The sequence below is a fragment of the Methylomonas sp. Uni0011 genome (genome assembly GCF_056850255.1).
On the sequence record NZ_JBVVNO010000013.1, the window covers coordinates 76,692 to 99,350 of the forward strand.

Annotated in this window: 26 protein-coding genes; 15 read left to right on the forward strand and 11 right to left on the reverse strand. The window is 57.1% G+C overall.

Annotated features, from left to right (window positions below):
- Nucleotides 1–50: 50 nt before the first annotated feature.
- The 4 genes from AC0IM9_RS14590 to AC0IM9_RS14605 are packed head-to-tail and all read left to right on the forward strand — an operon-like array spanning nt 51 to nt 3,125.
- Complete coding sequence (locus AC0IM9_RS14590) at nt 51–737, forward strand: response regulator transcription factor (RefSeq protein ID WP_140911784.1); 687 nt, start codon at nt 51–53, stop codon at nt 735–737.
- A gap of 1 nt (nt 738) precedes the next feature.
- A complete protein-coding gene (locus AC0IM9_RS14595) occupies nt 739–2,193 on the forward strand; it encodes an ATP-binding protein (protein WP_482804504.1) in 1,455 nt (484 codons plus the stop codon).
- A gap of 7 nt (nt 2,194–2,200) precedes the next feature.
- Complete coding sequence (locus AC0IM9_RS14600) at nt 2,201–2,596, forward strand: hypothetical protein (RefSeq protein ID WP_482804505.1); 396 nt, start codon at nt 2,201–2,203, stop codon at nt 2,594–2,596.
- 13 nt (nt 2,597–2,609) lie between these two features.
- Complete coding sequence (locus AC0IM9_RS14605; protein WP_482804506.1) at nt 2,610–3,125, forward strand: hypothetical protein; 516 nt, start codon at nt 2,610–2,612, stop codon at nt 3,123–3,125.
- A 34-nt stretch (nt 3,126–3,159) separates the two neighbouring features.
- Here the strand turns inward: AC0IM9_RS14605 and AC0IM9_RS14610 are convergent, their stop codons facing one another.
- Nucleotides 3,160–3,729, reverse strand: coding sequence for a c-type cytochrome (locus AC0IM9_RS14610; protein ID WP_482804507.1), 570 nt, complete (start codon nt 3,727–3,729; stop codon nt 3,160–3,162).
- Between the two features lie 134 nt (nt 3,730–3,863).
- Here AC0IM9_RS14610 and AC0IM9_RS14615 point away from each other — a divergent pair, with 134 nt between their 5' ends.
- On the forward strand, nt 3,864–5,525 hold the full coding sequence (locus AC0IM9_RS14615; protein ID WP_482804508.1) for a putative transporter: 1,662 nt from the start codon (nt 3,864–3,866) through the stop codon (nt 5,523–5,525).
- Between the two features lie 18 nt (nt 5,526–5,543).
- Nucleotides 5,544–6,164: an alpha-ketoglutarate-dependent dioxygenase AlkB family protein gene (locus AC0IM9_RS14620; RefSeq protein ID WP_482804509.1), complete on the forward strand. Its 621-nt coding sequence runs from the start codon at nt 5,544–5,546 to the stop codon at nt 6,162–6,164.
- On the opposite strand, the gene AC0IM9_RS14625 is transcribed toward AC0IM9_RS14620, so the two are convergent.
- From AC0IM9_RS14625 to AC0IM9_RS14640, 4 genes are all read right to left on the reverse strand, one after another.
- Entirely contained in the window at nt 6,127–7,878 is a 1,752-nt protein-coding gene (locus AC0IM9_RS14625; protein ID WP_482804510.1) for an LTA synthase family protein, read from the reverse strand. The genes AC0IM9_RS14620 and AC0IM9_RS14625 overlap by 38 nt on opposite strands.
- A gap of 6 nt (nt 7,879–7,884) precedes the next feature.
- Nucleotides 7,885–8,415, reverse strand: coding sequence for a hypothetical protein (locus tag AC0IM9_RS14630; protein ID WP_482804511.1), 531 nt, complete (start codon nt 8,413–8,415; stop codon nt 7,885–7,887).
- 93 nt (nt 8,416–8,508) lie between these two features.
- Entirely contained in the window at nt 8,509–8,907 is a 399-nt protein-coding gene (locus AC0IM9_RS14635; RefSeq protein ID WP_482804512.1) for a hypothetical protein, read from the reverse strand.
- A gap of 28 nt (nt 8,908–8,935) precedes the next feature.
- Nucleotides 8,936–9,394 (reverse strand): DUF302 domain-containing protein, encoded by a 459-nt coding sequence (locus AC0IM9_RS14640; RefSeq protein ID WP_482804513.1) that lies wholly within the window; start codon nt 9,392–9,394, stop codon nt 8,936–8,938.
- A gap of 17 nt (nt 9,395–9,411) precedes the next feature.
- Here AC0IM9_RS14640 and mobA point away from each other — a divergent pair, with 17 nt between their 5' ends.
- A complete protein-coding gene (gene mobA, locus AC0IM9_RS14645; RefSeq protein ID WP_140911773.1) occupies nt 9,412–10,002 on the forward strand; it encodes a molybdenum cofactor guanylyltransferase MobA in 591 nt (196 codons plus the stop codon).
- 121 nt (nt 10,003–10,123) lie between these two features.
- Nucleotides 10,124–11,074 carry a hypothetical protein gene (locus AC0IM9_RS14650; RefSeq protein WP_482804514.1) on the forward strand — a complete coding sequence of 317 codons (951 nt, stop codon included), beginning with the start codon at nt 10,124–10,126 and terminating at the stop codon, nt 11,072–11,074.
- A gap of 58 nt (nt 11,075–11,132) precedes the next feature.
- Here AC0IM9_RS14650 and AC0IM9_RS14655 read toward each other — a convergent pair whose 3' ends face one another.
- The 3 genes from AC0IM9_RS14655 to AC0IM9_RS14665 form a co-directional block, all read right to left on the reverse strand.
- Nucleotides 11,133–11,282 (reverse strand): hypothetical protein, encoded by a 150-nt coding sequence (locus AC0IM9_RS14655; protein WP_186289520.1) that lies wholly within the window; start codon nt 11,280–11,282, stop codon nt 11,133–11,135.
- Nucleotides 11,283–11,492: 210 nt separating this feature from the next.
- A complete protein-coding gene (locus AC0IM9_RS14660; RefSeq protein ID WP_278210881.1) occupies nt 11,493–12,161 on the reverse strand; it encodes a hypothetical protein in 669 nt (222 codons plus the stop codon).
- 17 nt (nt 12,162–12,178) lie between these two features.
- The gene (locus AC0IM9_RS14665) at nt 12,179–12,859 is read right to left on the reverse strand and encodes a hypothetical protein (protein ID WP_482804515.1); all 681 of its coding nucleotides are present in this window, start codon (nt 12,857–12,859) and stop codon (nt 12,179–12,181) included.
- 261 nt (nt 12,860–13,120) lie between these two features.
- On the opposite strand from AC0IM9_RS14665, the gene AC0IM9_RS14670 reads away from it, so the two are divergent.
- Together AC0IM9_RS14670 and AC0IM9_RS14675 are read left to right on the forward strand one after the other, a co-directional pair.
- The gene (locus AC0IM9_RS14670) at nt 13,121–14,233 is read left to right on the forward strand and encodes an NADH:flavin oxidoreductase/NADH oxidase (RefSeq protein ID WP_482804516.1); all 1,113 of its coding nucleotides are present in this window, start codon (nt 13,121–13,123) and stop codon (nt 14,231–14,233) included.
- Nucleotides 14,234–14,491: 258 nt separating this feature from the next.
- Nucleotides 14,492–15,253, forward strand: coding sequence for a diguanylate cyclase domain-containing protein (locus AC0IM9_RS14675; RefSeq protein WP_278210878.1), 762 nt, complete (start codon nt 14,492–14,494; stop codon nt 15,251–15,253).
- A 25-nt stretch (nt 15,254–15,278) separates the two neighbouring features.
- Here AC0IM9_RS14675 and AC0IM9_RS14680 read toward each other — a convergent pair whose 3' ends face one another.
- Nucleotides 15,279–15,506: a DUF2835 domain-containing protein gene (locus AC0IM9_RS14680; protein WP_482804517.1), complete on the reverse strand. Its 228-nt coding sequence runs from the start codon at nt 15,504–15,506 to the stop codon at nt 15,279–15,281.
- A 47-nt stretch (nt 15,507–15,553) separates the two neighbouring features.
- Nucleotides 15,554–16,429, reverse strand: a complete 876-nt coding sequence (htpX, locus tag AC0IM9_RS14685; protein WP_186289519.1) for a protease HtpX — start codon at nt 16,427–16,429, stop codon at nt 15,554–15,556.
- Nucleotides 16,430–16,542: 113 nt separating this feature from the next.
- Here htpX and AC0IM9_RS14690 point away from each other — a divergent pair, with 113 nt between their 5' ends.
- Both AC0IM9_RS14690 and AC0IM9_RS14695 read left to right on the forward strand, forming a co-directional pair.
- Nucleotides 16,543–17,652: a PQQ-dependent sugar dehydrogenase gene (locus AC0IM9_RS14690; RefSeq protein WP_482804518.1), complete on the forward strand. Its 1,110-nt coding sequence runs from the start codon at nt 16,543–16,545 to the stop codon at nt 17,650–17,652.
- Entirely contained in the window at nt 17,649–18,269 is a 621-nt protein-coding gene (locus tag AC0IM9_RS14695; protein WP_482804519.1) for an NUDIX domain-containing protein, read from the forward strand. The genes AC0IM9_RS14690 and AC0IM9_RS14695 overlap by 4 nt, the downstream gene beginning before the upstream one ends.
- An 18-nt stretch (nt 18,270–18,287) precedes the next feature.
- Here AC0IM9_RS14695 and AC0IM9_RS14700 read toward each other — a convergent pair whose 3' ends face one another.
- Nucleotides 18,288–19,565, reverse strand: a complete 1,278-nt coding sequence (locus AC0IM9_RS14700; protein ID WP_482804520.1) for an alpha/beta hydrolase — start codon at nt 19,563–19,565, stop codon at nt 18,288–18,290.
- 238 nt (nt 19,566–19,803) lie between these two features.
- On the opposite strand from AC0IM9_RS14700, the gene AC0IM9_RS14705 reads away from it, so the two are divergent.
- Genes AC0IM9_RS14705 through AC0IM9_RS14715 form a run of 3 tightly spaced genes read left to right on the forward strand, consistent with a single transcriptional unit; the run spans nt 19,804 to nt 22,237 of the window.
- Complete coding sequence (locus AC0IM9_RS14705; protein WP_482804521.1) at nt 19,804–20,310, forward strand: ProQ/FinO family protein; 507 nt, start codon at nt 19,804–19,806, stop codon at nt 20,308–20,310.
- Between the two features lie 18 nt (nt 20,311–20,328).
- Nucleotides 20,329–21,654, forward strand: coding sequence for an MFS transporter (locus AC0IM9_RS14710; RefSeq protein WP_482804522.1), 1,326 nt, complete (start codon nt 20,329–20,331; stop codon nt 21,652–21,654).
- Entirely contained in the window at nt 21,638–22,237 is a 600-nt protein-coding gene (locus tag AC0IM9_RS14715) for a DUF2799 domain-containing protein (protein WP_140911764.1), read from the forward strand. The genes AC0IM9_RS14710 and AC0IM9_RS14715 overlap by 17 nt, the downstream gene beginning before the upstream one ends.
- Nucleotides 22,238–22,659 lie beyond the last annotated feature (422 nt).

Sequence of the window (22,659 nt, forward strand, 5' to 3'; positions counted from 1 at the left end):
CGCCGGCAACCGCTATCATGCGGCATCGAATTTTGGTGGAGTCAAAGCAGATGAGCAACGTGTTGATTATCGACGACGATGAGGAACTGGCGGGGCTGTTCAGCGAGTATTTGCAGCGGGAAGGCTTCGCAGTCGACATCGCCATGACCGGCCATTCCGGCCTGCAACAGGCCCTGTCCGGCAAACACCAATTGGTCATCTTGGACATCATGCTGCCGGACATCAAAGGCACCGAAATCCTGGCCCGAATCAGACTGGAGAGCCGGGTGCCAGTCCTGATGTTCACCGCCAAAGGCGACGATGTGGACCGGATCATCGGCCTGGAATCCGGCGCCGACGATTACGTGCCGAAGCCTTGCACACCGCGCGAGCTGGTCGCCCGAATCCGGGCGATTTTGCGCCGAACCCAGGCTGCGGCCGACCTCCGGCAACATGGGCCGATTTTGGTCGGACCGCTGCAAATCTGGAGCGAAAAACGCAAGGCGATCTGGTTCGACCAAACCCTGGAATTGACCAGCACCGAATTCAATCTACTCGAAGCGCTTGCTTGCCAGGCCGGCCAGGTGGTCAGCAAACAAGCCCTGTCGGAAAAAGCCTTGGGCCGGCCGCTGGCCCGCTTCGACCGCAGCATAGACGTGCACATGAGTAGTATTCGCCAGAAACTGGGCAATCAGGCCGACGGCCGCTCCTACATCCAGACCGTGCGCGGCCAAGGCTACCAACTGGTTAAGGATTGAGATGGGCCGCTTGTTCTGGAAGTTCTTTTTCGCATTCTGGCTGGCCTGGCTGACGGCGGGCATCGGCGTCGGCACGATATTCTGGCTGCGGGAATCGCAACAACAAGCTGAACGCGCCAATCAACCCAATGGGATCAACGTCAGGCATATCGCTTCGATGGTCAGTGTTGCTGCCAATTTGTTACCGCGCAGCGGCGTCGCCGGTTTGCGCGATTTTATCCATGCTTTGCGCCAGGAACGGTTTCCGCCGATTTACGCGGTGGACGACCAGGACCGGGAATTGTTGGGCCGCGAAATCTCGGCGGAGATTTTGCAACAGGCGCGGACGCTTTACGCAGACGGCCAATATCCGGACGCGATCCGCATGATCTCTGCCGACGACGGCCACCGTTATCTGTTATTCGTACCGTCGCCGGAAAACGGTTTCGCCGACAATTTCAGAATGGCCCTGCCGCCCAATCCGCCGGACCTGCTGGGCTTGGCTGGCCCCGGCCAACACCCGCCGCCCGACCGCGACAATCGCCGGCCGCCGCCGCGCACGCCGCCGTCGCCCATTGCACCGATACTGGCCGGCAGCGTCGCCAGCCTGGTTTTTAGCGCGCTGTTGGCATGGTACTTCGCCAGACCGATCCGCAATCTGCGCAATGCCTTTCATGCCGTGGCCCAAGGCCGGCTGGATACCCGTATCGGCCTGGGCATGGGCCGGCGCCGCGACGAATTAAGCGATTTGGGACGGGATTTTGACCACATGGCCCAGCAAATCGGCAATTTGGTCGGCGCCCAGCAACATTTGCTGCACGACGTGTCGCACGAATTGCGCTCGCCGTTGGCGCGGATTCAAGCTGCGATCGGCCTGGCCCAGCAACAGCCGGAAAAATTACCGGCAACCTTGGAGCGCATCGAACGGGAGTCTCAGCGCATCAGCGACTTGGTCGGCGAACTGCTGATGTTGTCCAGGTTGGAAGCGGGGATCAATAAGCAAACGTTCGAATTGATCAATATTGCCGACTTGTTGGCCGATATCGTCGAGGACGTCGGCTTCGAAGCGCAACAGAACGGAATTTCACTGAATTATTCCGGGATCAACGACGCGCGCGGCTATTGCCTGCCCGAATTGCTGCACCGAGCCGTCGAAAACGTCCTGCGCAATGCGGTCCAGCACAGCCGGCGCGACGGTCGCGTGGCGTTAGCCGCCGATTTCGACCGTCATAATACGCGCTTAAGAATCCGGATAGACGATACCGGCCCAGGGGTTCCCGATCGAGATTTAACGGCGATATTTCAGCCGTTTTTTCGCAGCGGCACACCGGCGAAAGCCCAAAGCACCGGCTTGGGCCTGACCATCGCCCAACGCGCGATCGAAGCGCACGGCGGCCGGATCGGCGCCGAAAACCGCGAAGCCGGCGGCTTGCGCGTCACGATCGATATCCCGTTCCCCAGTCGGCAAACCAGTTGAGGATTTTATGGGTAGAGACAAACTTAGACTCCGGCCTTGGCTGGCCGCAGGTGCGGTCATGTCGGTGTTGGCATTCGGCGCCGACGCCGGCCCGCACCACCACGTCCATGGTTTCGGCCGCCACTATCATCCCGGCTTCGGTTTTTACTTGGGAGTCCCACTGTTTCCGCGGCCTTATTATCCGGCTTATCCCTACTACCCGGCATATCCTTACTATCCGCGGGAAATCATAACGGTTCCGGCCCAACCGCCGGTTTACATCGAACGCGAACGACCGGCCACACCCAACGCACCCTTGCCGGAAGGCTATTGGTATTACTGCGACAATCCGGCCGGCTATTACCCTTACATCAACCAATGCCCCGGCGGCTGGCGCCAAGTCGTGCCAACGCCGCCGAATTGAGTGGAGACGCGTCATGAAACGTAACGGCGTTATCGGCTTGGTCGGCGTTGCTTTGCTGAGCGGCGGCTGCGCCCACCTGCCATCCGGGCCGAGCGTGATGGCCTTGCCCGGCAGCGGCATGACGTTCGAGCAATTCCGCCAGGACGATTATCTGTGCCAACAGTACGCTGGCGGACAAGTCGGCGCCACACCGAATCAAGCCAGCGCGGATAGCCAGATCGGCAGCGCCGCCGTTGGTACGGCGGTCGGTGCGGCTGCCGGCGCGGCTTTGGGCGGTGGCGGCGGTGCTGCCATCGGCGCCGGTACCGGATTAATGGCGGGCACCATCGCCGGCAGCGGCGAAGCCCGCCGCGCCGGTTATGCCACCCAACAAAACTACGACTATGCCTACGTTCAGTGCATGTACGGCAAAGGCCACAAGGTTCCGGTATCGGCAGAATTTTCTGATCAATCCCCTGCGCAAAGGGTTACTCCGGCGAGAATTCCGCCGCCACCGCCAGGTTCTCCGCCGCCACCTCCCTACCGCTGATCCGCCGCCAAACAAATGGCTGGGGCAAACGCCGCTACAACGATCCTAAATAAGCGGCCAAAGCCTTGATATCGTCGTCGCTCAACGATTGCGCCATCGCATTCATTTGCGAAGCCTTGCGCGCACCTTTCTTGAAATCGGCCAGTTGCTTGGCCAGATATTGCGGCTGCTGGCCGGCGAGTTTGGGCACCATTCCGGTTCCCTGCGCATTATTGCCGTGGCAGCCCAGACACATGCCGGCTTTTTCCTTACCCTGAGCGATCAAGGCGGCATCAACCCCGCCACCCGCCGATTTGCCCGGCAAGCTGGCGTAGTAAGCCGCCAGATTCTGCATGTCGGCTTCCGATAAACCGGCCGCAATCGGTTTCATCACCTCGTTTTCGCGTTGGCCGGACTTGAATTTGTTCAACTGGCTTTCGATGTAGATTGCACCTTGCCCGGCCAAACTCGGCCACAGCGGACTGCTACTGACGCCGGCGCTGCCGTGGCAGCCCTGGCAAACCGCCGCCTTGGCTTTGCCGGCATTGATATCCGCCGCATTCGCTCCGGCGGCAAACAACCCCAGCATGACGAATAATTTGATGTTGTAGTAGTTATTGTTCATCCCGATCACCCTTGGTTGGCTTGTTGTACAATCCGATCAGCGCTTTCGCACCGGCGGGGAAGACCCATCATAGTCAGGCCGTTTTGAGTAAGCAAACCTAAAATCCCGTAAATCCCATCCCTAAGGAATAGGCCATGTCCTGGTTGCTATCGCTTTTCAATCAAGATTCCGTACCCCACACGCTACTCATTATCAGTTTGGTAGTCGCCAGCGGCCTGGTGCTGGGCCGCTTGTCGCTGGCCGGCATTCAGCTCGGCATCGCCGGCGTGTTGTTCTCCGGCCTGATCTTCGGCCATTTCCATCTCAGCATTAATCCGGAAGTCATGCACTTCCTGCGCGAGTTCGGCTTGGTATTGTTCGTTTACGCCATCGGTTTGCAGGTCGGTCCCAGCTTCGTCAGCGCTTTCTTTCGTTACGGCCTGCGCTTGAACGGGCTGGCCGCCGCCGTGGTTTTGCTGGGAGCGTTGATAGCGGTACTGATCAGCATCGTCGGCGACATTCCGATGCCGGTCGCGGTGGGCCTGTTTTCCGGGGCGACGACCAACACGCCATCGCTGGCTGCGGCTCAGCAAGTGTTGGACACTTTACCCAATATCGGCCCGGAGACCCTGAAAATGCCGGGCTTGGGTTACGCCGTGGCCTATCCGTTCGGCATAGCCGGAATCATTCTGGCGATGTTGTTGAACAAGCGCCTGTTCAAGATCGATATCGCCCACGAAGCCAAGCTGTTCGACGACAACCAGCAGCAACAGGCGCACGTACCGATCTGGAAAGATTTGAAAGTCGAAAACCCCAATCTTAACGGCCTGATGCTGAGCCAGATTCCGTTTTTCGAAGGTATGAACGTGGTCATGACTCGAATTCTGCATAACGGCCAGGTCGACGTCGCCGGCCAGGACAGTCGGCTTGCGGTCGGCGATACGATCCGGCTGGTCGGCGAGCGCGAACCGCTGGAGCAACTGAAAATCCTGATCGGCCCGGAATCGGATATCGACCTGAAACAAATTGCCACCAATCTGCACAGCAAACGTTTGGTGGTCACCAATAAGGCGGCGATCAATGAGACCATCGGCAACCTCTGCCTGCTTTACGGCGTCACGATCTCGCGGATTCACCGGCCGGACGTCGAATTTTCGCCGACCAGCCACGTGCATGTGCAATTCGGTGACGAGTTGCACGTGGTCGGCAGCCAGGATGCACTAACCAGCATCGAAAAAGCGCTGGGCAATTCGCTGGAGGAACTGGACCATCCGCAAATCATGCCGATCTTTATCGGCATCTCGCTCGGCGTGTTGTTGGGCAGTTTTCCGCTATATCTGCCCGGCATCCCGTCCGCGGTCAAACTGGGCATGGCCGGCGGGCCTTTGCTGGTGGCGATCATGCTCAGCCGGATCGGCAATTGGGGCGCGATGACCTGGCATCTGCCGAAAAGCTCCAACATCATTTTGAAAGATATCGGCATCGTGCTGTTTTTAGCCTGCGTCGGGCTGCACTCCGGCGACCAATTCGTCGAAACCCTGGTCAAGGGCGACGGTTTTTACTGGATGGCCTGCGCCGCACTGATTACCTTGCTGCCGCTATTGGCCGTTGCTGCGGTTGGCCGCATCTTCTATAAATTGAATTTCCTGTCGCTGTGCGGTCTGTTGGCCGGCAGCATGACCGATCCGCCGGCGCTGGCCTTCGCCAACAATCTGAGTCCGTCGGCGGCGGTGTCGATGGCTTATGCGACGGTGTATCCGCTAGTGATGATTTTGCGCATCATAGCCGCGCAATTGATTATTTTACTGGTCAACTAAGCCTGATTCGGCGGGCGCATGGTTAGCGACAGCGCCGCCGCAATGCCGGCCAACACAGAAAATCTGGCGCCGTGCGACGGCGAACTGTATTTGCTGCACGGGTTTTACCCGAGCAATACCGCCGACCGTTATTTTCAAGACCTGCTGCACGGCCTGGCATGGCAAACCGAGCAAATCCAAATCTTCGGCCGCTTGCTGACAGTGCCGCGGCTGATGGCTTGGTACGGCGATCCGGACGCCCATTACCGCTATTCCGGCGTCGACCACGCTCCGCTGCCTTGGAACGGAGCTTTATTGGCGATAAAAGCCGACCTGGAATCGGTTTGCCGGCATCGCTTCAATAGCGTGCTGGCCAATTTATACCGCAACGGCCGCGATTCGATGGGCTGCCACGCCGATAACGAGCCGGAACTGGGCGCCAATCCGTTGATCGCATCGCTCAGCCTCGGCGACAGCCGTCTGTTCCGTCTGCGTCACAACCGCAGCAAACAGCGGCTGGATATCGAATTGGCCAACGGCGATTTGCTGCTGATGGCCGGCGCGCTGCAACACCATTGGCGCCACGAACTGCCGAAAACCCGGCAAATCAAACAAGCACGGATCAATTTGACGTTTCGGCGGATTTTGCCAGCCAATTGAGCCGGGCGATGCGCAAGGCATTGATCTTGTCGACCAGCATGCGGCTCAACGCCGACTCCGCCGCTGCGTTACCAAGTCGGGTAGTATCGCCGTCCAGTTTCACCAGATAGTCGCCGTCGTCGCTGAATACGCTGACCTTATCGCGATTGTCGCCGCGGCGGTGGGCGATAAAGCGCGGCGGCGCGGCATGCTCGCCCCACATCACGCCTTGCCAAGCACTACTGCATTGGCTGCCGTCGACCATGCCTTGCAAGGTATTGAACACATCGGTCTGTTGAAATTGCCGGTCCTCGTCTGCGTGCCCGCTGGCGGACACCATCAGCAGCGGCACTTTGGCCGAGGCTTTGTAATGGCCGAAGTGCGCTGCTTCTTCCTGCTTCAATGGCGTCATCGAATGGTGGTCGCCGACGATCAGCAGTATGCCGTTGCGAAAAAATCCGGCGTCCTGCAATTGCCGGTAAAAATGGCCCAATTGTTTGTCGGCATAACGAAACGCGGCCTCTTCCGATTTTTGTTTGGTTTCCGGATCGAGATAAGGATGGTGGGTGCTGACGGTTTTGATGAACAACAACAGCGGTTGTGGTCCAGCTTTGGCGATTCTATCCAGCGCCCGCAGGTAAAGAGCTTCGTCCGGCGCGGCGCGAAAATGAAACCGTTCCCAACCCGCATAATCGGGATGGTCGTGGCCCTCGACGTAATCGAAGCCGATGCTGTTGGCCCAGACTCCGGTATTGCCGAATTCGAGATCGGCGCTGGTCAGAAATTCGCTGCGGTAGCCGCGCGCTTTCAGCCGATGCGGCAACGATTGTTCGACAGCGTAAAACCCGGCAAAAGACGCGCTACCGCCGTCGGAATAGCTGGACGGCGAATAGATCGGCGGCAAGCCGGTCAGCAGAGCGATTTCGCCGTCTTCGGTGATGAACCCGTTTGCATAGAAGTTACGAAACGCCAGATGGTTTGCCGCAATCGCATCGAGTTGCGGCGTCCAATCGCGAATCCCGGAAAAGTAACGGCTTTGGTAGGCGGACAGCGATTCCACCATCAGTATCACGATGTTTTTGGTTTGCGCCGGCTCGGCGTGGCAAGTTTGCGCTTCGTCGTAGCGAAAGTCGCGGATAAACTCGGCGCTGTAAGGCTCAGCCTCGGAACGTATGGTCAGGTTGTAATCGAAAACGTTTTTATAAATCCAGGCGTGGGCGTAAACGTCGTTATCGGTGAAACCGGAAATTAACGGCAGCCCGGCGATAGCAAACAACGGCAGTTTACGGTTGCGTTCAGCGGGAAGGCGGTACGGCACCGAGACCAACGCGGCAATCGCAGCCAACAGTATCAGCAAGATTCCCCACAAGGCCCAATCCGGTAATCCGTAAATTTGCTGAATGTACTTATGCGAATAGCCGGCGTATTTGATCGCATCGCCGAGTGCCAGATGGGTGTCGAAATTGGCGATGACCAAATAATCGATCCAGTAAATCGCAAACAGGACTAATGCCAGCAGGCGCAACAGTGCCGAAACCACACGCCAAATACCTGGCCAGCACGACAGGTACAGCAGCAACAGCAATACCGCATAGACCACCGCGTCGTTAGCCAACACCCGGGCCCATCCCAGGAAACGGGTGCCGGTGTATTCGTAGATAAAATGATCGACGAACAGGCCTTTCAGTAGCAACGGCGCCAATAGGAAGGCAAATACACCCAAGCGCTTGGCCATGCCGGGCTAAACCGCGTGCTTGGGTTTTAACAGATGAAAAATATCGACTTCGATGAAACCGAACGCGACTATCCATAACAACGCGTCGTAGCCGTCCAACCAGGCGCCGCGCGCCAACCAGATCCCGGCCATCGCCAGCAGACCGGCAAAAGTCACAATCGTCGCCAGCCAAAACAGCCGCTCGTGGCGGCGTACGTAGTCCGGCCAGCGGACTTCGGTTTCCAAGATCGCAATCAATCCAAACCAAAGCACGGAGTTGGCGATATCCAGCCATTCGTTGTCGCGCCAATAACTACCGAAAACCAAACCGATCACCGCGATCAAACCGCTGCGTAAACGGCGCATGGCTGTTTCCCCCAGCGGCAACTCGACCTTATTGGCTTCCAGTTCGTAAATCACCAGTAACACCAGCCAGACCAAGGCGTCGGTAAAACTGGTCAGCGTATCGGTAAAACCGTAGATGACGGCATTCAGCGCCAGCAATGCCAGAATCGCCAATTTGAATTTAGGATATTGGATCGCGGAGGTATTGAACATGATCGACAGGCCCGACATGCCGAAAAAGGCAAGAAAAAATTTGCAAATCAAAAGGGCTTTAGCGACGCTAAAGCCCTGGAGTGGCGGAGCCGTTTATTTGACGAAACAGGCTTTCTCGGCTTCGGCTTCGGCTTCCTTCAAGCGGGTGCGTAAATCCTTGGATTGCTTAGGGTCGCGGAACGCGGCGCCGGCTTCTCCGGCGGTTTTCTGCATCTGGCTGAAGGTTCTGGCCGCTTCGTATTCGGCAAAACTCAATTTCTCGGCGATCTTGTCGATCTTGCAGCCGCAGGCGTACTGGCTGATGTAGGTCAAGCCGCCGTGTTTGGCAACGCATTCCAAAACGTAATCGACTCGGTCGCGAGTCGGGTAATCGTTGACCATTGGCGCAGGCTCGGCGGCGGCTTCGGCATCCGGTTTGGCGCTCTGTTCGGTGACGGCGCAACCGCTAAGTAAAACCAAGGCGCTGAGCATCGGGATCAAAAAATTTTTCATGGTGCAGGCTGTTTATAGTAGTTAAAAGTTACTGTTCGGCGGCAAAATCGACAATTTGCTTCAATTGCGGGTTCATTTCGCCGGCAAATTTGTTCAGTGCCGGATTGTCGGTATCTTCCGGCAGCAAATGGGTACGCACGATGGTTTTACCCTCGAACTGATAGGTGACGACATTACAGGGCATGTAAGCGATGGCGTGCGGCGTGATGTCCAGTACCGTTTTCGCCAAGGTCAAATTGCAAAATTGTAGCGTGTCGTATTCGGGAAAATTCTCCGCGCCGCGTTCTCGAATCACCTTGCCGACCCGGCTATGGCCGGTGATCCGAAAATTGTGCTCGGCAATCGCCACCTGCAATTCGGCCAGAACCTCGTCATACGGTTTGTTGGTCTCGACCTGGTAATACGTCACCGTCTCGGTGCGCAGTGCGGGACCGGCACAGCTTGCAATCAGCGGCAAGCTTGCGAAAATGACGACTCTGTTAAACATCGGCAAAGCTTACCATCATGAACGGGCAAAACAAAGTGAGCGGCGTGGTGCTGGCCGGCGGTTTGGCGCGACGGATGCAGCAGCAAGACAAGGGACTGATTTTGTTCGACAACCGGCCGTTGGTCAGCTATGCGCTGGCGGCGTTAGCGCCGCTTACCGACACGTTGGTGATCAGCGCCAACCGTAACCAGGAGCTATACCGCGGCTTCGGCTACCCGGTGATCAGCGACGCCAGCGCCAACTTCGACGGCCCGTTGGCCGGTATTCTCGCCGCATTGCAAACCGCACCGGCGGGCATGTTACTGACCGCACCGTGCGATTCGCCTTTCGTCCGCACCGAACATTTGCAAAAGCTGCTGCGGGCCTTACACGGCAGTAGCGCCGGCATTGCGGTAGCTTTCGACGGCGAGCGTTTACATCCCGTGTTCGCGGCCATTCAGACCCATTTACGCGACGATTTACAGGAGTACTTACTGCGCGGCGAGCGTAGATTGCAGACTTGGTTTCGGCAACACCCGCTGATGGAAGTCGATTTCAGCGCTACACCCGAGATTTTTGCCAACATCAACACCCCGGTCGAATTGCAAGCCCTGCAATCGCGCGGCTAACTCGACCATCACCAATTTCAGGGGAGGCGCCACGCGGATTACCCCACATACAGTGCAGTATGTCTTTTCCGGCCGCTTGTGCTAACGTTGAATTATTTAACGGCCATTGCCTGGAATTGAAATGAAGCCCACACAGATCCGTAAATTCATGCCCGCCCTGCTATTACCGGTTTTCATCGTTCAATTCCAACCCGCCATCGCGGCAAACACGGCGGCGGCTCAGGACCAGCTGCGCATCCACACAGGGCTTCCGCGCCGGGCCAGCGACTCTTTGTTCTCCTATACCGTGGAGTGGCGTATCGACGACGGCGAAACCTACCGGTCCACCGGTTTAAGTTTTTTGAACTCGTCAAAATTGGACCACGACAAACCTGAGGCTTATATAGCCAAAAAGCTGTGGACCGCAATGAAGGACGGCATGGTCCAACTCGACCCTAACTGGCGCGGGGTCACCGTGGCCCAACCCAAGGAACAGCCAGAACTGGTGATTACCAACAAAGCCGGATATTCGGTAACCAACGTCACGATTCGCGACTATTCCAATCAAGCACTTAAGTACGACTTGTCCGATAAAAGTTTCAACAGCGCGGGTGTGCAGGTGGCGATTGATTTGGTGTATACCGCCGACGTGGAATATTTGGACGACTTCACCGCCAAAAAATCGCATTCGGCTTCTCAGGGTGAAATCTCAATTGCCATCGACGGTCAAACTCCAATCCGAATCAAAACCGACGGTAAAACCAGCAAAGAACTGGAACAAGAAATTGCCGGCAAACTCAGTGTCGCGCAATTGGCGCAAACTCCGCTGTATCCGGGCATGGTCAGTACCGATACCCGTAACAACAAACCTTTCGACGGTAGCGAACTTCAGCTACTCAACCTGCCGGCAAAATCCATCTCTATCGATATCAGCGACCCGGCTTTAGGGGTGTTGACCAAATTTAAATTCAAAGATGACAACCGTTCTCTGCAGGTAGCCGAGCCGAGATTCATGCTGTCAGCGTTAGCTCTCGCCACCGCACTGGCTTTGTTTTACTTTTGGCGCAACAGCCAACGGAAACCGTCTAAATAGCAATCGCCGGTACGGCGATAAAGCGTTCGCCCATTACTCACCCGCCGGCAACACCATGCTAGGCGGACGGCTTGCCGGATTTTCGCCAAAACCAGACACCTAAGCCAACCACACCGGCGACCAGAAACAACATCAAAATCGGGTGTTGGTAAAACGTGTCGAAAAACGCTCCTGTGGTTTGCGATGTTGCGCGGTAATACGGTCCCATAAGTTTCTCCCCTGCAATCGGTTATTTTTCTATCAAGGCAAAGCCTTGCTAACTGAAGAAATTACCGCGTAAAACAGGCTTGTCCAATGCCAAACCTAAATTGCCTGCGCTCCACCCCCAGTACTGAAAATTACAAGGGCAGCGACGTGATTCTGCAGACAACAAAAAACCAGGCCTGTAACCCAGGGCCTGGTTTTTTAGGGGCTGAAATTAGCGGCCTGGTCGACGCCGGATGCCGAGTCCGCCCAACAGTACGCTACCCATCAACACGAATGCCGCAGGCACGGGCACCGGAGTAGTGGTCGCCAACACCCGGAATTGTCCGTCCCAAGCTGCCGGGCCGGAAAAGTTCAGGCGAAAACTATTGACGCTGGAAAACACGGCAGGATTGCTGAATGCGTCGAACCCGAGCCAAAAATTGCCTGGACCGCTGAAACTTTGCACACCGCTAGTCGAAGTTCCGTTCGCGACCATTTCAACTTTTACGCCCAAATCAATGCTCAATATCTCCAACAAAATCGCGTTGCCATAAGCCTTAAAGTTGATCGGATCGAAATTCCAAATAATAGACGCCGTGCCGGCCGAAGTACCACCGTTGACGATTTTCAATACATTCCCGCCGGAAACGATTTCTTCCTTATTGGCATACGTCGTACCGCTGGCTACGGCAATAAAGGTACGTGAGGCATTGGTCAAATCGGTACCGGTCAATTGATTGACGGTAGTCGGACTACCAACCGAATTGCCTCGGTCAATCGCCGTCTGGGCGTGGCTAAAATTATCGATCGTCAAGACGCTGGCATCAGCATAAGGCGTAATAAACAGGGTGCAGAGCAGCGACAACGCCGACAAACTGGATTTCAAGGCTTTTATAAACATGGGGAATAGTCCTGACGTTAAACGGAAATGGATTCGCGCTTCACAGCTTGAAGAGCAACATTTTTTTTCGGCGATCTGAAGCTGGTCGCCAGCAATCCGATCGCTAACAGAGCGACTACCGGCGGCTCGGGTACCGTGTTGTTAGAAGTTGCTAACAGCTTGAATTGCGCATCCCAAGCGTCTCTTCCTTGAAATTTGAGTTCTAAGCTATTCAAATTGGAAAACACGCCTGGATCGGAAAACTGGGTAAAGGCGATGACATGCTGGCCCAGCCCCAAATCGGTAAAGCCGAAAATCGAGCTGCCATTGGCAATCAACTGCACTTGGTGGCTCAAATCCATAAATTCGGTGGCAAACGTAAATGCACCCGCCAATGAGGCCAGATCGATCGTGTCGAAGCTATAGAAAACGCTGGCAATACCACCGCTCGGACCGTTGCTGACGGTCAGCAAACCCGCTTCAACCACCACCTCGGAGGTATCGCCATTCGAAAACGGGGTCGCGGTCAGCGTGCGGGTAATACCGTTCAAGTCGGAACCGACGATGGTCACCGGACCGTCGCTACCGTTATCGACTGCTTGAAAATCGGAAAAGTCGTCGATTAATGTCGCGGAGACAGCATGTTCCGCAAACAAGGTTAGGGATAGAGCGATTAAGACTAGGCGTAATCCAGGCAAATATTTGTCCACTTTTTTCATCCTTCTTTGCATCAGTAATATAACGTTGGATAGTACGGAACGAATTCCTTAACCCTATACAAAGCACGCCTTGTGCCAATATCTATAAAATTTTTAGAATCAATTATTTGACTCCGTTCACAATCAATTTTTTCAATATGCCGGAATGACAGCACTGGCAGCGGAATGACAGGTGTGGCAGTACTGCCAGGCAATATTGCCAATCCCTCCGCCAGCCAATAGACTCACGCCTCACCGACCAAGACCTTCCCGACGTACGCCATGAGCCAACTATTCACAGCGTTTTGTTTAGGCCCGATTACCTTACCCAACCGGATTGTGATCGCCCCCATGTGCCAATATTCGGCCGTCGACGGCATAGCCTCCGATTGGCACCAGATCCATCTCGGCAATCTGGCACTGTCCGGCGCCGGGCTGCTGATCATCGAAGCCACTGCAGTCGAAGCCCGCGGCCGCATCTCGCCGGCCGACCTCGGCCTTTGGTCCGACGCCTGCGCAACGGCCTTGGGTAAAATCCTGGATTCGATTCGGCGCTATTCGCCGATGCCGATTGCGATTCAAATCGCCCACGCCGGCCGCAAAGCCTCTACCGCGCCGCCATGGGACGGCGGCCATCCGTTGGGCGCAAACGACGGCGGCTGGCAGCCGGTCGCCCCGTCTCCACTGGCTTTCATGCCCGAGGATATGCCACCTCAGGAACTGAGCCAGCTCGACATGGTGCAAATCGAACAGGCTTTCGTATCGGCGGCACAACGGGCGCAACAGATCGGTATCGACGCGATCGAAATCCACGCCGCACACGGCTATCTGTTACACCAGTTTTTGTCGCCGCTGGCCAACCTGCGGGATGACGAATTTGGCGGTTCGCTGGAAAACCGGATGCGCTTTCCGCTGGCGGTATTTGCGGCGATGCGTAGCGCGGTTTCCGAGCGAATACCGATCGGAGTCAGGATTTCGGCCACCGATTGGGTGGCCGGCGGCTGGGATGTCGAGCAAAGCATCGTGTTTGCCAACGAATTGAAAGCGCGCGGTTGCGCCTTCATTCACGTCTCCAGCGGCGGCCTGTCGCCGCAACAGAAAATCCCGTTAGGCCCCAACTACCAAGTGCCGTTGGCTGAAGCGATTCGTGCCGGCTGCGGGTTGCCGACGATTGCAGTGGGTTTGATTACCGAAGCGGAAGCGGCCGAAGCCATAATTGCCGAAGGCCGGGCCGACTTGGTCGCGATCGCTCGCGGCATTTTGTACGATCCGCGCTGGCCCTGGCATGCCGCGGCGAAACTCGGCGCACAGGTTGACGCGCCACGGCAATATTGGCGCTGCCAACCGAGAGAATTGAAGGAACTGTTCGGCGACATCCGGTTTCGCCAACGCTAACTTGCCCGCCAAGACCAAGTGCTCGACCGCGTTAAATATACGAAATATCGTGCGCTTGGCGATATTTCGTCTCCGTTGCGCCAATCCTAGGGTTGCCGGAGCAGCGTTCCCGCCACGCCTTACAATAAAAACAATTTCATTTCAATGAATTGCAGCATCTTGATTCGATTAAATCCGCAATGGCACGGCTCTTGATCGATACGGTAAAAAAGTCGCCGGAAAACGGCCTACACAATCCCTTTACCGACAGAGCTGACCATGAAAAACGAACCCAATCTTTTTTTGAACCCGATTCCAGCATTTTCCTGTTCCGACAATATTGCGGCCTCGCAATGGCTGAAGCCAACCTCGTGCGGCACAGCTCCCGGCAAATGCGAACCGCTGAACCAAAACTTCGCGGAAATCGCCGAATTGCAGAAAGCCCTGGCTTTGAGCCAACGCCAACTGGCCGACGCGAAACGGCAAATCGAAGCGTTGAATGCCGACCGAGCCGAACTCAGCCAACAATTGCAAGAAGCCGGTGAACATTACCACCAGGCCTTGCATGCGGCCCATCACGACGCACTGACCGGCCTGGCAAACCGGACATTGCTGCAAGACAGGCTGCAGCAAGCGATGGCTCGGACAAACCGTCAACAATCGCAACTCGCGTTGCTGTTCATCGATCTGGACGATTTCAAAGCTGTCAACGACACCTTAGGCCACGCGGCCGGCGACCGTCTGTTGAGCGAGGTCGCCAACCGTCTGCAAACCTGCATTCGCAATTGCGATACCGCTTGCCGTTACGGCGGGGATGAGTTTTTGGTGTTGCTGACCGACATTGAAAATTCGGAACAGTTAAACGCGGTAATCGACAAAGTCTACGAAAACCTGATCGCGCCCTACGCCTCGGCCATTGGCTACCTGACGCTGGATGTCAGCATCGGCACCGCGATTTACCGCCGCGGCAAACAATCCTGGGACGAGTTGATCAGACAGGCCGACCAAGCCATGTACCGGGCGAAGGCCGCCAAGGTTTGAGTCCGGCTGCGGAATCGAGGCCGGGCTAGTCCAGCCGGCGCAGCGCGACGAATTTGTTAGCCGGCCCCAGTTCCATTTCGAAATAGCCCTGAATGCCGTTTTTGGTGAGATAACGTTGAATATTGCCGGCCGGAAACTGAACGCGCCGGCCGTCATCGGCTAGAACGCTGATGGTTTTGGCGTGACCTTGATAAACAGCCAGAAACCGGTCGTAACTCAGATCGAGTCTAAAGCGGATGAATTGGTTGACCATAAACAAGGCCGGCCCGGAAGCGACGACCGGACCGGCCTTTAAATCGCTTAACGAGCGTTTTGCAATGCGGCGATCCGCTCTTCCAACGGCGGGTGGCTCATAAACAGACGTTGCACGCCGCCGCCGTTAATCCCAAATGCCGCCAACTCGCCGGGCAATTGTGCGGGTTCGTGCGCACGCTGCAAAGCGCGCAAGGCACTGATCATTTTCTGCCGGCCGGCCAATTGGGCACCACCAGCATCGGCTCGGAATTCGCGGTAACGCGAGAACCACATCACCAACATCGAAGCCAAAATCGACAACGCAATTTGCGCGACCATTTGGGTGATGTAGTATGCCGGACCGTAACCGCGTTCGGTTTTGAACACCGCCCGGTCAACCACATAACCGATGATGGTGGCGAAGAAATAGACGAAGGTGTTGACTACGCCCTGCATCAAGGCCATGGTCACCATATCGCCGTTGGCGACGTGGCTGATCTCGTGACCCACCACCGCTTCGACTTCGTCGGCATTCATGCTCCTGAGCAAACCGGTACTGACCGCGACCAAAGCGTTGTCGCGATTGGCTCCGGTCGCGAACGCGTTGGCTTCCGGCGCGTCGAAAATACCGACTTCCGGCATGCCGATACCGGCCATTTGCGCTTGGCGCGCTACCACGCTGACCAACCACTGTTCGGTCTGGTTTTGCGGCTGCTCGATCACATGCACGCCCATCGCGCTTTTTGCCGACCATTTCGACATGAACAGCGAAATGACCGAACCAGTCATACCGAACACGGCGGAAGTCGCCAGCAAACCTTCGATATTCAGATTTACGCCTTGAGCGTCCAGCGCGCCTTTCAAGCCTAAAACGTTAAAAATGATGCTGATCGCAATCATGATGGCCACGTTGGTAGCCAAAAACAGCAATATTCTCATCATGGCGTAACTTTCCTGTGTTGTTATGGTGTGGTGGCGATTTGGGGCGCCAAAAGATTAAATTCAAGGTTATAGAGTGATAACATCATTCAAAGTTTACTCAGAGGCAGATAAAAATGAAAAGAATAAAGTCCCTGCTATTGCTCATGCTTACCAGCTTGCCGACCCTGGCCGCCAGCCCGGAACACGAGGCGGTGTTAAAACAATTGCACTTGCCGCCGGGGTTCAATATCCGGATTTTTGCCGACAATCTGCCCAACGCCCGGCAAATGGCATTGGGCGACAAGGGCGTGGTCTACGTCGGTTCCCGCCAAGGCAACGTCTATGCCGTGCAAGACAAGGACGGCGACGGCGTAGCCGACCAGCGCTTCGTCATCGCCGAACAGCTCAACCTGCCGAACGGCGTCGCTTACAAAGACGGCTCGCTGTACGTGGCCGAAATCCAACGCATCATTCGCTTCGACGAAATCGGTATGCGGCTGGCTAATCCGCCGAAACCGGTGACCGTATACGACCAATTTCCGTCCGACCGCCACCACGGCTGGAAATATTTGCGCGTCGGCCCCGATAACAAACTGTACACCGCGGTCGGTGCGCCTTGTAACGTCTGCGATCCGGAGCAACCGATCTACGGTTCCTTGTTGCGGATGAACCGCGACGGCAGCGGTCTGGAAATATTGGCGCGCGGCATCCGCAATACGGTCGGTTTTGATTGGGAAACCCGGACCGGCCATTTGTTTTTCAACGACAACGGTCGCGATCACCTGGGCGACGACCTGCCGCCGGACGAGCTGAACGAATGGACCCCGACCAACCAACACTTCGGTTTTCCCTACTGCCATGGCGGCAATATTGCCGACCCGGAATTCGGCGCCGGCAAACAATGCTACAAATATACGGCGCCGGCCTGGCGCTACAAGGCTCACATCGCGCCGCTGGGCATGCGCTTCTATACCGGCAAACAATTCCCCGACGTCTATTTCCGGCAACTGATCGTGGCGCAACACGGCTCGTGGAACCGCAGCCAACCGCAGGGCTACCAAGTCGACGTCGTCAAATTCCGTGAGGGCCAGCCCTACAACGAACAGCCCTTCATCAGCGGCTGGCTGACGCCGAAAGGCGAAGTATTAGGTCGGCCCAACGACGTGCTGCAACTGCCGGACGGCAGCTTGCTGATCAGCGACGACAGCCTGGGCGTAATCTACCGGGTGACCTACGGCCGATGAGCGACAAACGCTTCGAAATACTGGATTGCCGCACCGTCTACCACGGCTTTTTCCGGCTCGAGCAATATACGCTGCGGCACACGCTGTTCAACGGCGGCTGGAGCCAGCCGCTGACGCGGGAATTGTTCCGCCGCGGCAATTGCGTGGCGGTGCTGCTATACGACCCCGACCGCGACGAAGTCGTCATCATCGAGCAGTTCCGGGTCGGCGCGATCTTGCAGCCGCAACGGGCCTGGCTGTTGGAGATCGTGGCCGGTGCCATAGAAGAAGGCGAAACCGCCGAAGAAGTGGCTTACCGCGAAGCGCGGGAAGAAGCCGGCTGCGAAATTCTGGAATTGATCGAGATTCAGCAATTTTTCACGACGCCGGGCGGCGCTTCCGAATGGATCACGCTGTATTGCGGCCGGGTCGACAGCAGTCGTGTCGGCGGCATTCACGGCCTGGACGAGGAAGACGAGGACATCCGGGTCAGCGCTATCAAATTCGACGAAGTGTTCGCGATGCTGGAACGCCGCGAAATCGAATCCGGCATTCCGATCATCGCCATCCAGTGGCTGTATATCCACCGCGACCGGCTGCGGGCGCGCTGGCTAACCGCCGCTGGGCAGCCGGCGTAATTTGCCGGCCGTGGCCGGTTAACGCGTCTTTAACGAGCCGCTGCGCCCTAACCAGGGATTGGCTTTTTCCTGCAACCATGCTTGGGCGAACGCATCGTTTTTAACGATCATGTCCAAAAACGCGGTTGTGGTGCCGATGACGGCGGCAACGTGTTTATAGCCCTGCTCCCGCCGGACTTCTTCGCTGCGGGAACTGCCGAACCAGGAACTGCTAGCGCCCGGCGGTCCGCCCGCGCCACCGCGACGGCGACCGCCTCCAATCGGAGGCTCTCCAGCCATCGCCGCGTCACTGCGCCGGTCCGCCGCTGCGAAACGGCCGCCCGGTTCCGCCCCCGCCAGTAGCTTATGCCCACCATCCTGCAACAGCAATAAGTATTTGCCGCCGGCCGGCGCGTATTCCCACAAAGCGGTTCTGACCGGCGCCGAGCTGATCGCATACGGATCGTTGTCTTCGCTACCGGTAACGCTCAACATCGGCAAGGATAACTTTTGAAACCGGCCGCGCACTTGGCCTTCGGCCAAATCCACCGACGGACTCAACACGATGGCCGCAAGCGGCTGCAAATCGCCGCGGTCAGGCATGTCGGCTGCGAACGCTTCTCCGGCGGCAGCGGAAACGGTTTGCCCGCCCAAATCGTAACCGGCCAAAACCACTTTGGAAAAATCCGCCGCGGCAAATACCGGCACGTGCATCTCGGCCCGGAGTTTCAGTTGCCGATAAGCCCAATACAAATGCCCGAGCCGGCTCTTCAAACGCTCCGGCGCAAAATATTGATGGCCGACGTAATGCAATTCGCTGCTGCGCGCGGAACGCGATTGCCGCGGTCGTTTTTCGCCGAACCAGGAGTCGCCGCCGGGTTCCCGCGCCGGCGGGCTTTCTGCATCCAGTTCCTCGACCGGGCCGAAGGCATCCTCATCCGGCAGGTCGAACTTACGCTCGGCTTCCAATTGTTTCAAAGCCTGGGCGATTTCCACCGGCTGCAAGCTGAATACCGCATAACCGGCCTTGACCCAATTTTCCCGCCACAGCTTACCGGCCCTTGCGTCTTCGCCGATACTGGGCAGATAAATCACCAGCGGATAACGGCCAGACATTTTCGGCGCAAGCATTTCCACATCCAGCTCGACGCCGTCGTGCACCCACAGATCGTGCGCCGAATCCAACTCGAAACTGCCAGCCGGTTGGTAGGCGCCGGAGCGAAGCATTTGGTCCAGTTTTGCCGTTTGATCTTCCATATCCGGCAGCGACGGACGGGACGAACAGGCACCGAGCATGGTCAGGAGTGCAGTTGCCAAAACCAGGCGAAATCCTGGAGAAAACTTCGAAAAAACGGACATCGGTGTGAAACTCCGGCGCGGGTAACATAAAAAGATCCAAGTCATAGTCTCAAGTATGCCCAAAATAAAGTAAATCGCCGTCTGCCGAATGTAAAAATAAATTAAGCCGCAAACCGCTGCCATTCAGCCGGATCAATGCCGAACTAAACCGCATGAAATGCGCGGCAAATTTCACCGCCGCCCGCATCGTTGTACAATGCGCGTTTTTCAGTACATTATCGGTTTGCGTATGGGCTTCGAACAATTAGCATCGCTGCGGGATCAACTGGCGCAACAGGCCGCCGCCGAAAAAGCGAAAAAGCAAGAGCAGAAAAAGCAGCACCAAGCGCCGAGCGCTGACGTCGACCCGGTCGTGCAAACCATCGGCCAGTTGCAGAAACGTTTTCCGGCCATCTTCCCCAAAAGCCCCAATCCGAAAGTCCCGCTCAAAATCGGCATCCACAACGACTTGGTCGAACAGTCCGAACAACTCGGCATCGCCAAGGAAGCCTTGTTAGAAGCGATCAAAACCTGGTGTACCGGCAACCGCTATTGGGCCTGCATGGTCGAAGGCGCGATTCGGGTCGATCTGAACGGTAACGAAGCCGGCCGCGTCACCAAGGACAACGCCACCCAGGCGCAACGGCTGAAATACCGGTCGCAGAAAAAAAAGCCGAAAAAAGCCGCAGCCAAACCCGCTCAGCCAGCTCCCGCCGCCGAATAAGGCCGACGAGGCGCAGGGATGGAATCTTTCGCCGCACTTCAGCCCGCCAACCTGACGCTGTCGCACCGGCAGCGCCTGCGTTACATTTTGAGCGGCTCCGCCGGCAATCTGGTCGAATATTTCGACTGGGCCATCTACGCCGCCTTTGCCCTGTACTTTGCCCCGCTGTTCTTTCCGGAAGGCGACCAAACCGCGCAATTGCTGAATAACGCCGCAGTATTCGCCGTCGGTTTCGTGTTCCGCCCGCTGGGCGGCTGGCTGCTCGGCAGTCTGGCCGACCGCAAAGGCCGCAAGAGCGCGCTGCTGTTATCCGTGAGCCTGATGTGCCTGGGCTCGTTGATCATCGCCTGCGCGCCGGGTTACGCCGAAATCGGCAACTGGGCGCCGGCGCTATTGCTGTTTGCCCGCATGCTGCAAGGCTTCAGTATCGGCGGCGAATACGGCAGCTCGGCCACCTACCTCAGCGAAATGGCCGGCGCCAAGCACCGCGGTTACTATTCCAGCTTTCAATACGTGACGATCGTGCTCGGCCAGTTGCTGGCCCTGGGATTGTTGATGCTGCTGCAACGCTACCTGTTAAGCAGCGAACAACTGCACGCCTGGGGCTGGCGGATTCCGTTCGTCGTCGGCGGTACCCTGGCCGTGCTCGCACTCTGGCTGCGCGGCAACATGGCCGAAACTAGCGCCTTTGCCAATTGCCGCCAGCATCCCGGCCGCCGGACCGCATTGCGGGAACTGGCACGCCACCCGCGCGCGGTCTTCACCGTCGTCGCCCTGACGGCCGGCGGCACCGTGTCCTACTACACCTTTACCGTCTACATGCAAAAATTTCTGGTCAACACCAGCGGCTTCAGCAAAGACGACGCCACGCTGATCTGCAGCCTGGGCCTGTTGGGGTTCATGGCGCTCCAACCGATCTTCGGCCTGGTTTCCGATTACGTCGGCCGCCGCACGCTGCTGATCGGTTTCGGCATCGGCGCCACGGTATGCACCGCACCCCTACTGTCGTTGCTGGCGCAGGCGCGCAGCGTCGAAACCGCATTGGCCTGGTACCTGTGCGCGTTACTGATTACCTCCGGCTACTCGTCGGTCAACGCCATCGTCAAAGCCGAATTGTTTCCGGTCCAGATTCGCGCCCTGGGTGTCGGTTTTCCGTATGCGCTGACCGTAGCCCTGTTCGGCGGCAGCGCCGAATATCTGGCCTTATGGCTGAAAAGCCAGGGCCACCCGGATTGGTTCGGTTATTACGTCAGCGGCTGCGCCGCACTGGCATTGTGCGTTGCCGTAACCATGAAAGAGCCGCTGCGCGACTCGGCACTGGACCGCGATGAACCTGCCGCTTAAATGTATCCGCCGCCGATTCCGCCGCAGCGTTTACCTGGCGGCGGCTTTACTTGGTTTATTGTTTGATTCCGGTTGCGCCAGCCTGAGCCGGGAAGACTGCCTGCGCGGCGACTGGTTCGGCGTCGGCATACGCGACGGTCTCGGCGGCGAGCCCGGCGCTCGGCTGGCCGACCACGCCGACGCCTGCCGCGAACACGGCATCGTCGTCGACCAGGCAGCTTATTTCGCCGGCCGCGACCAAGGCCTGCGAGATTATTGCCGGCTGGACAACGCGTTCACCGAAGGCCTCAACGGCCGCGGCTACCAACACGTCTGTCCACCGGCCATCGACAGCCAATTTGCCCGTTACAACGCCGCGGCCTATGCCGTTTACGAAGACCGCAACGAACTGGACCAGCTGCAAAGCGACTTGTCCGACAAGGAAAGCCGTTTGCGCGACAGCAAATTGACCGACAAAGAGCGCGACCGACTGCGCAGCGAACTGCGAGACCTGGACCGCCACTACGATCACCACCGCCAAGACCTGTACTTCCACGAACGGCAACTCGACGACATGCGCCGGGAGCTTTCCGGCTATCGTTGACGCCGTGCGCTAGCGGGTTGCAACGCGGCGGCAATAGTCGGCCATGGGGTTAACTATTTTGCTTGCCGGCAAGCCCCGTTGCGGTCAGACCGGCGAAGTGGTTGAATGGCGGCGATTTGACTATTACCGAACATCGTTTCTAATCGACGAAGATAGACAGACAGGAAAATCCGATGCTGACCAAGCCGTTGTCGTGCGAATGAACATCAGCCTGGGAATATACGGACACCACTTAATTACTAGTTTGCGGGCATCAGAATACATGGCACAACTCTTAGCTGCCCTAGGATGATGACATGGACTCCTCCCCACCCCACGCGGTGTCATACTGCGCCAGAGAATTTAAACGGAGCGACGAGGAGTCCGAAATGAATAGTAACGTGGTGGGTCTGGATACGGCAAAAAGCATTTTTCATCTGTAC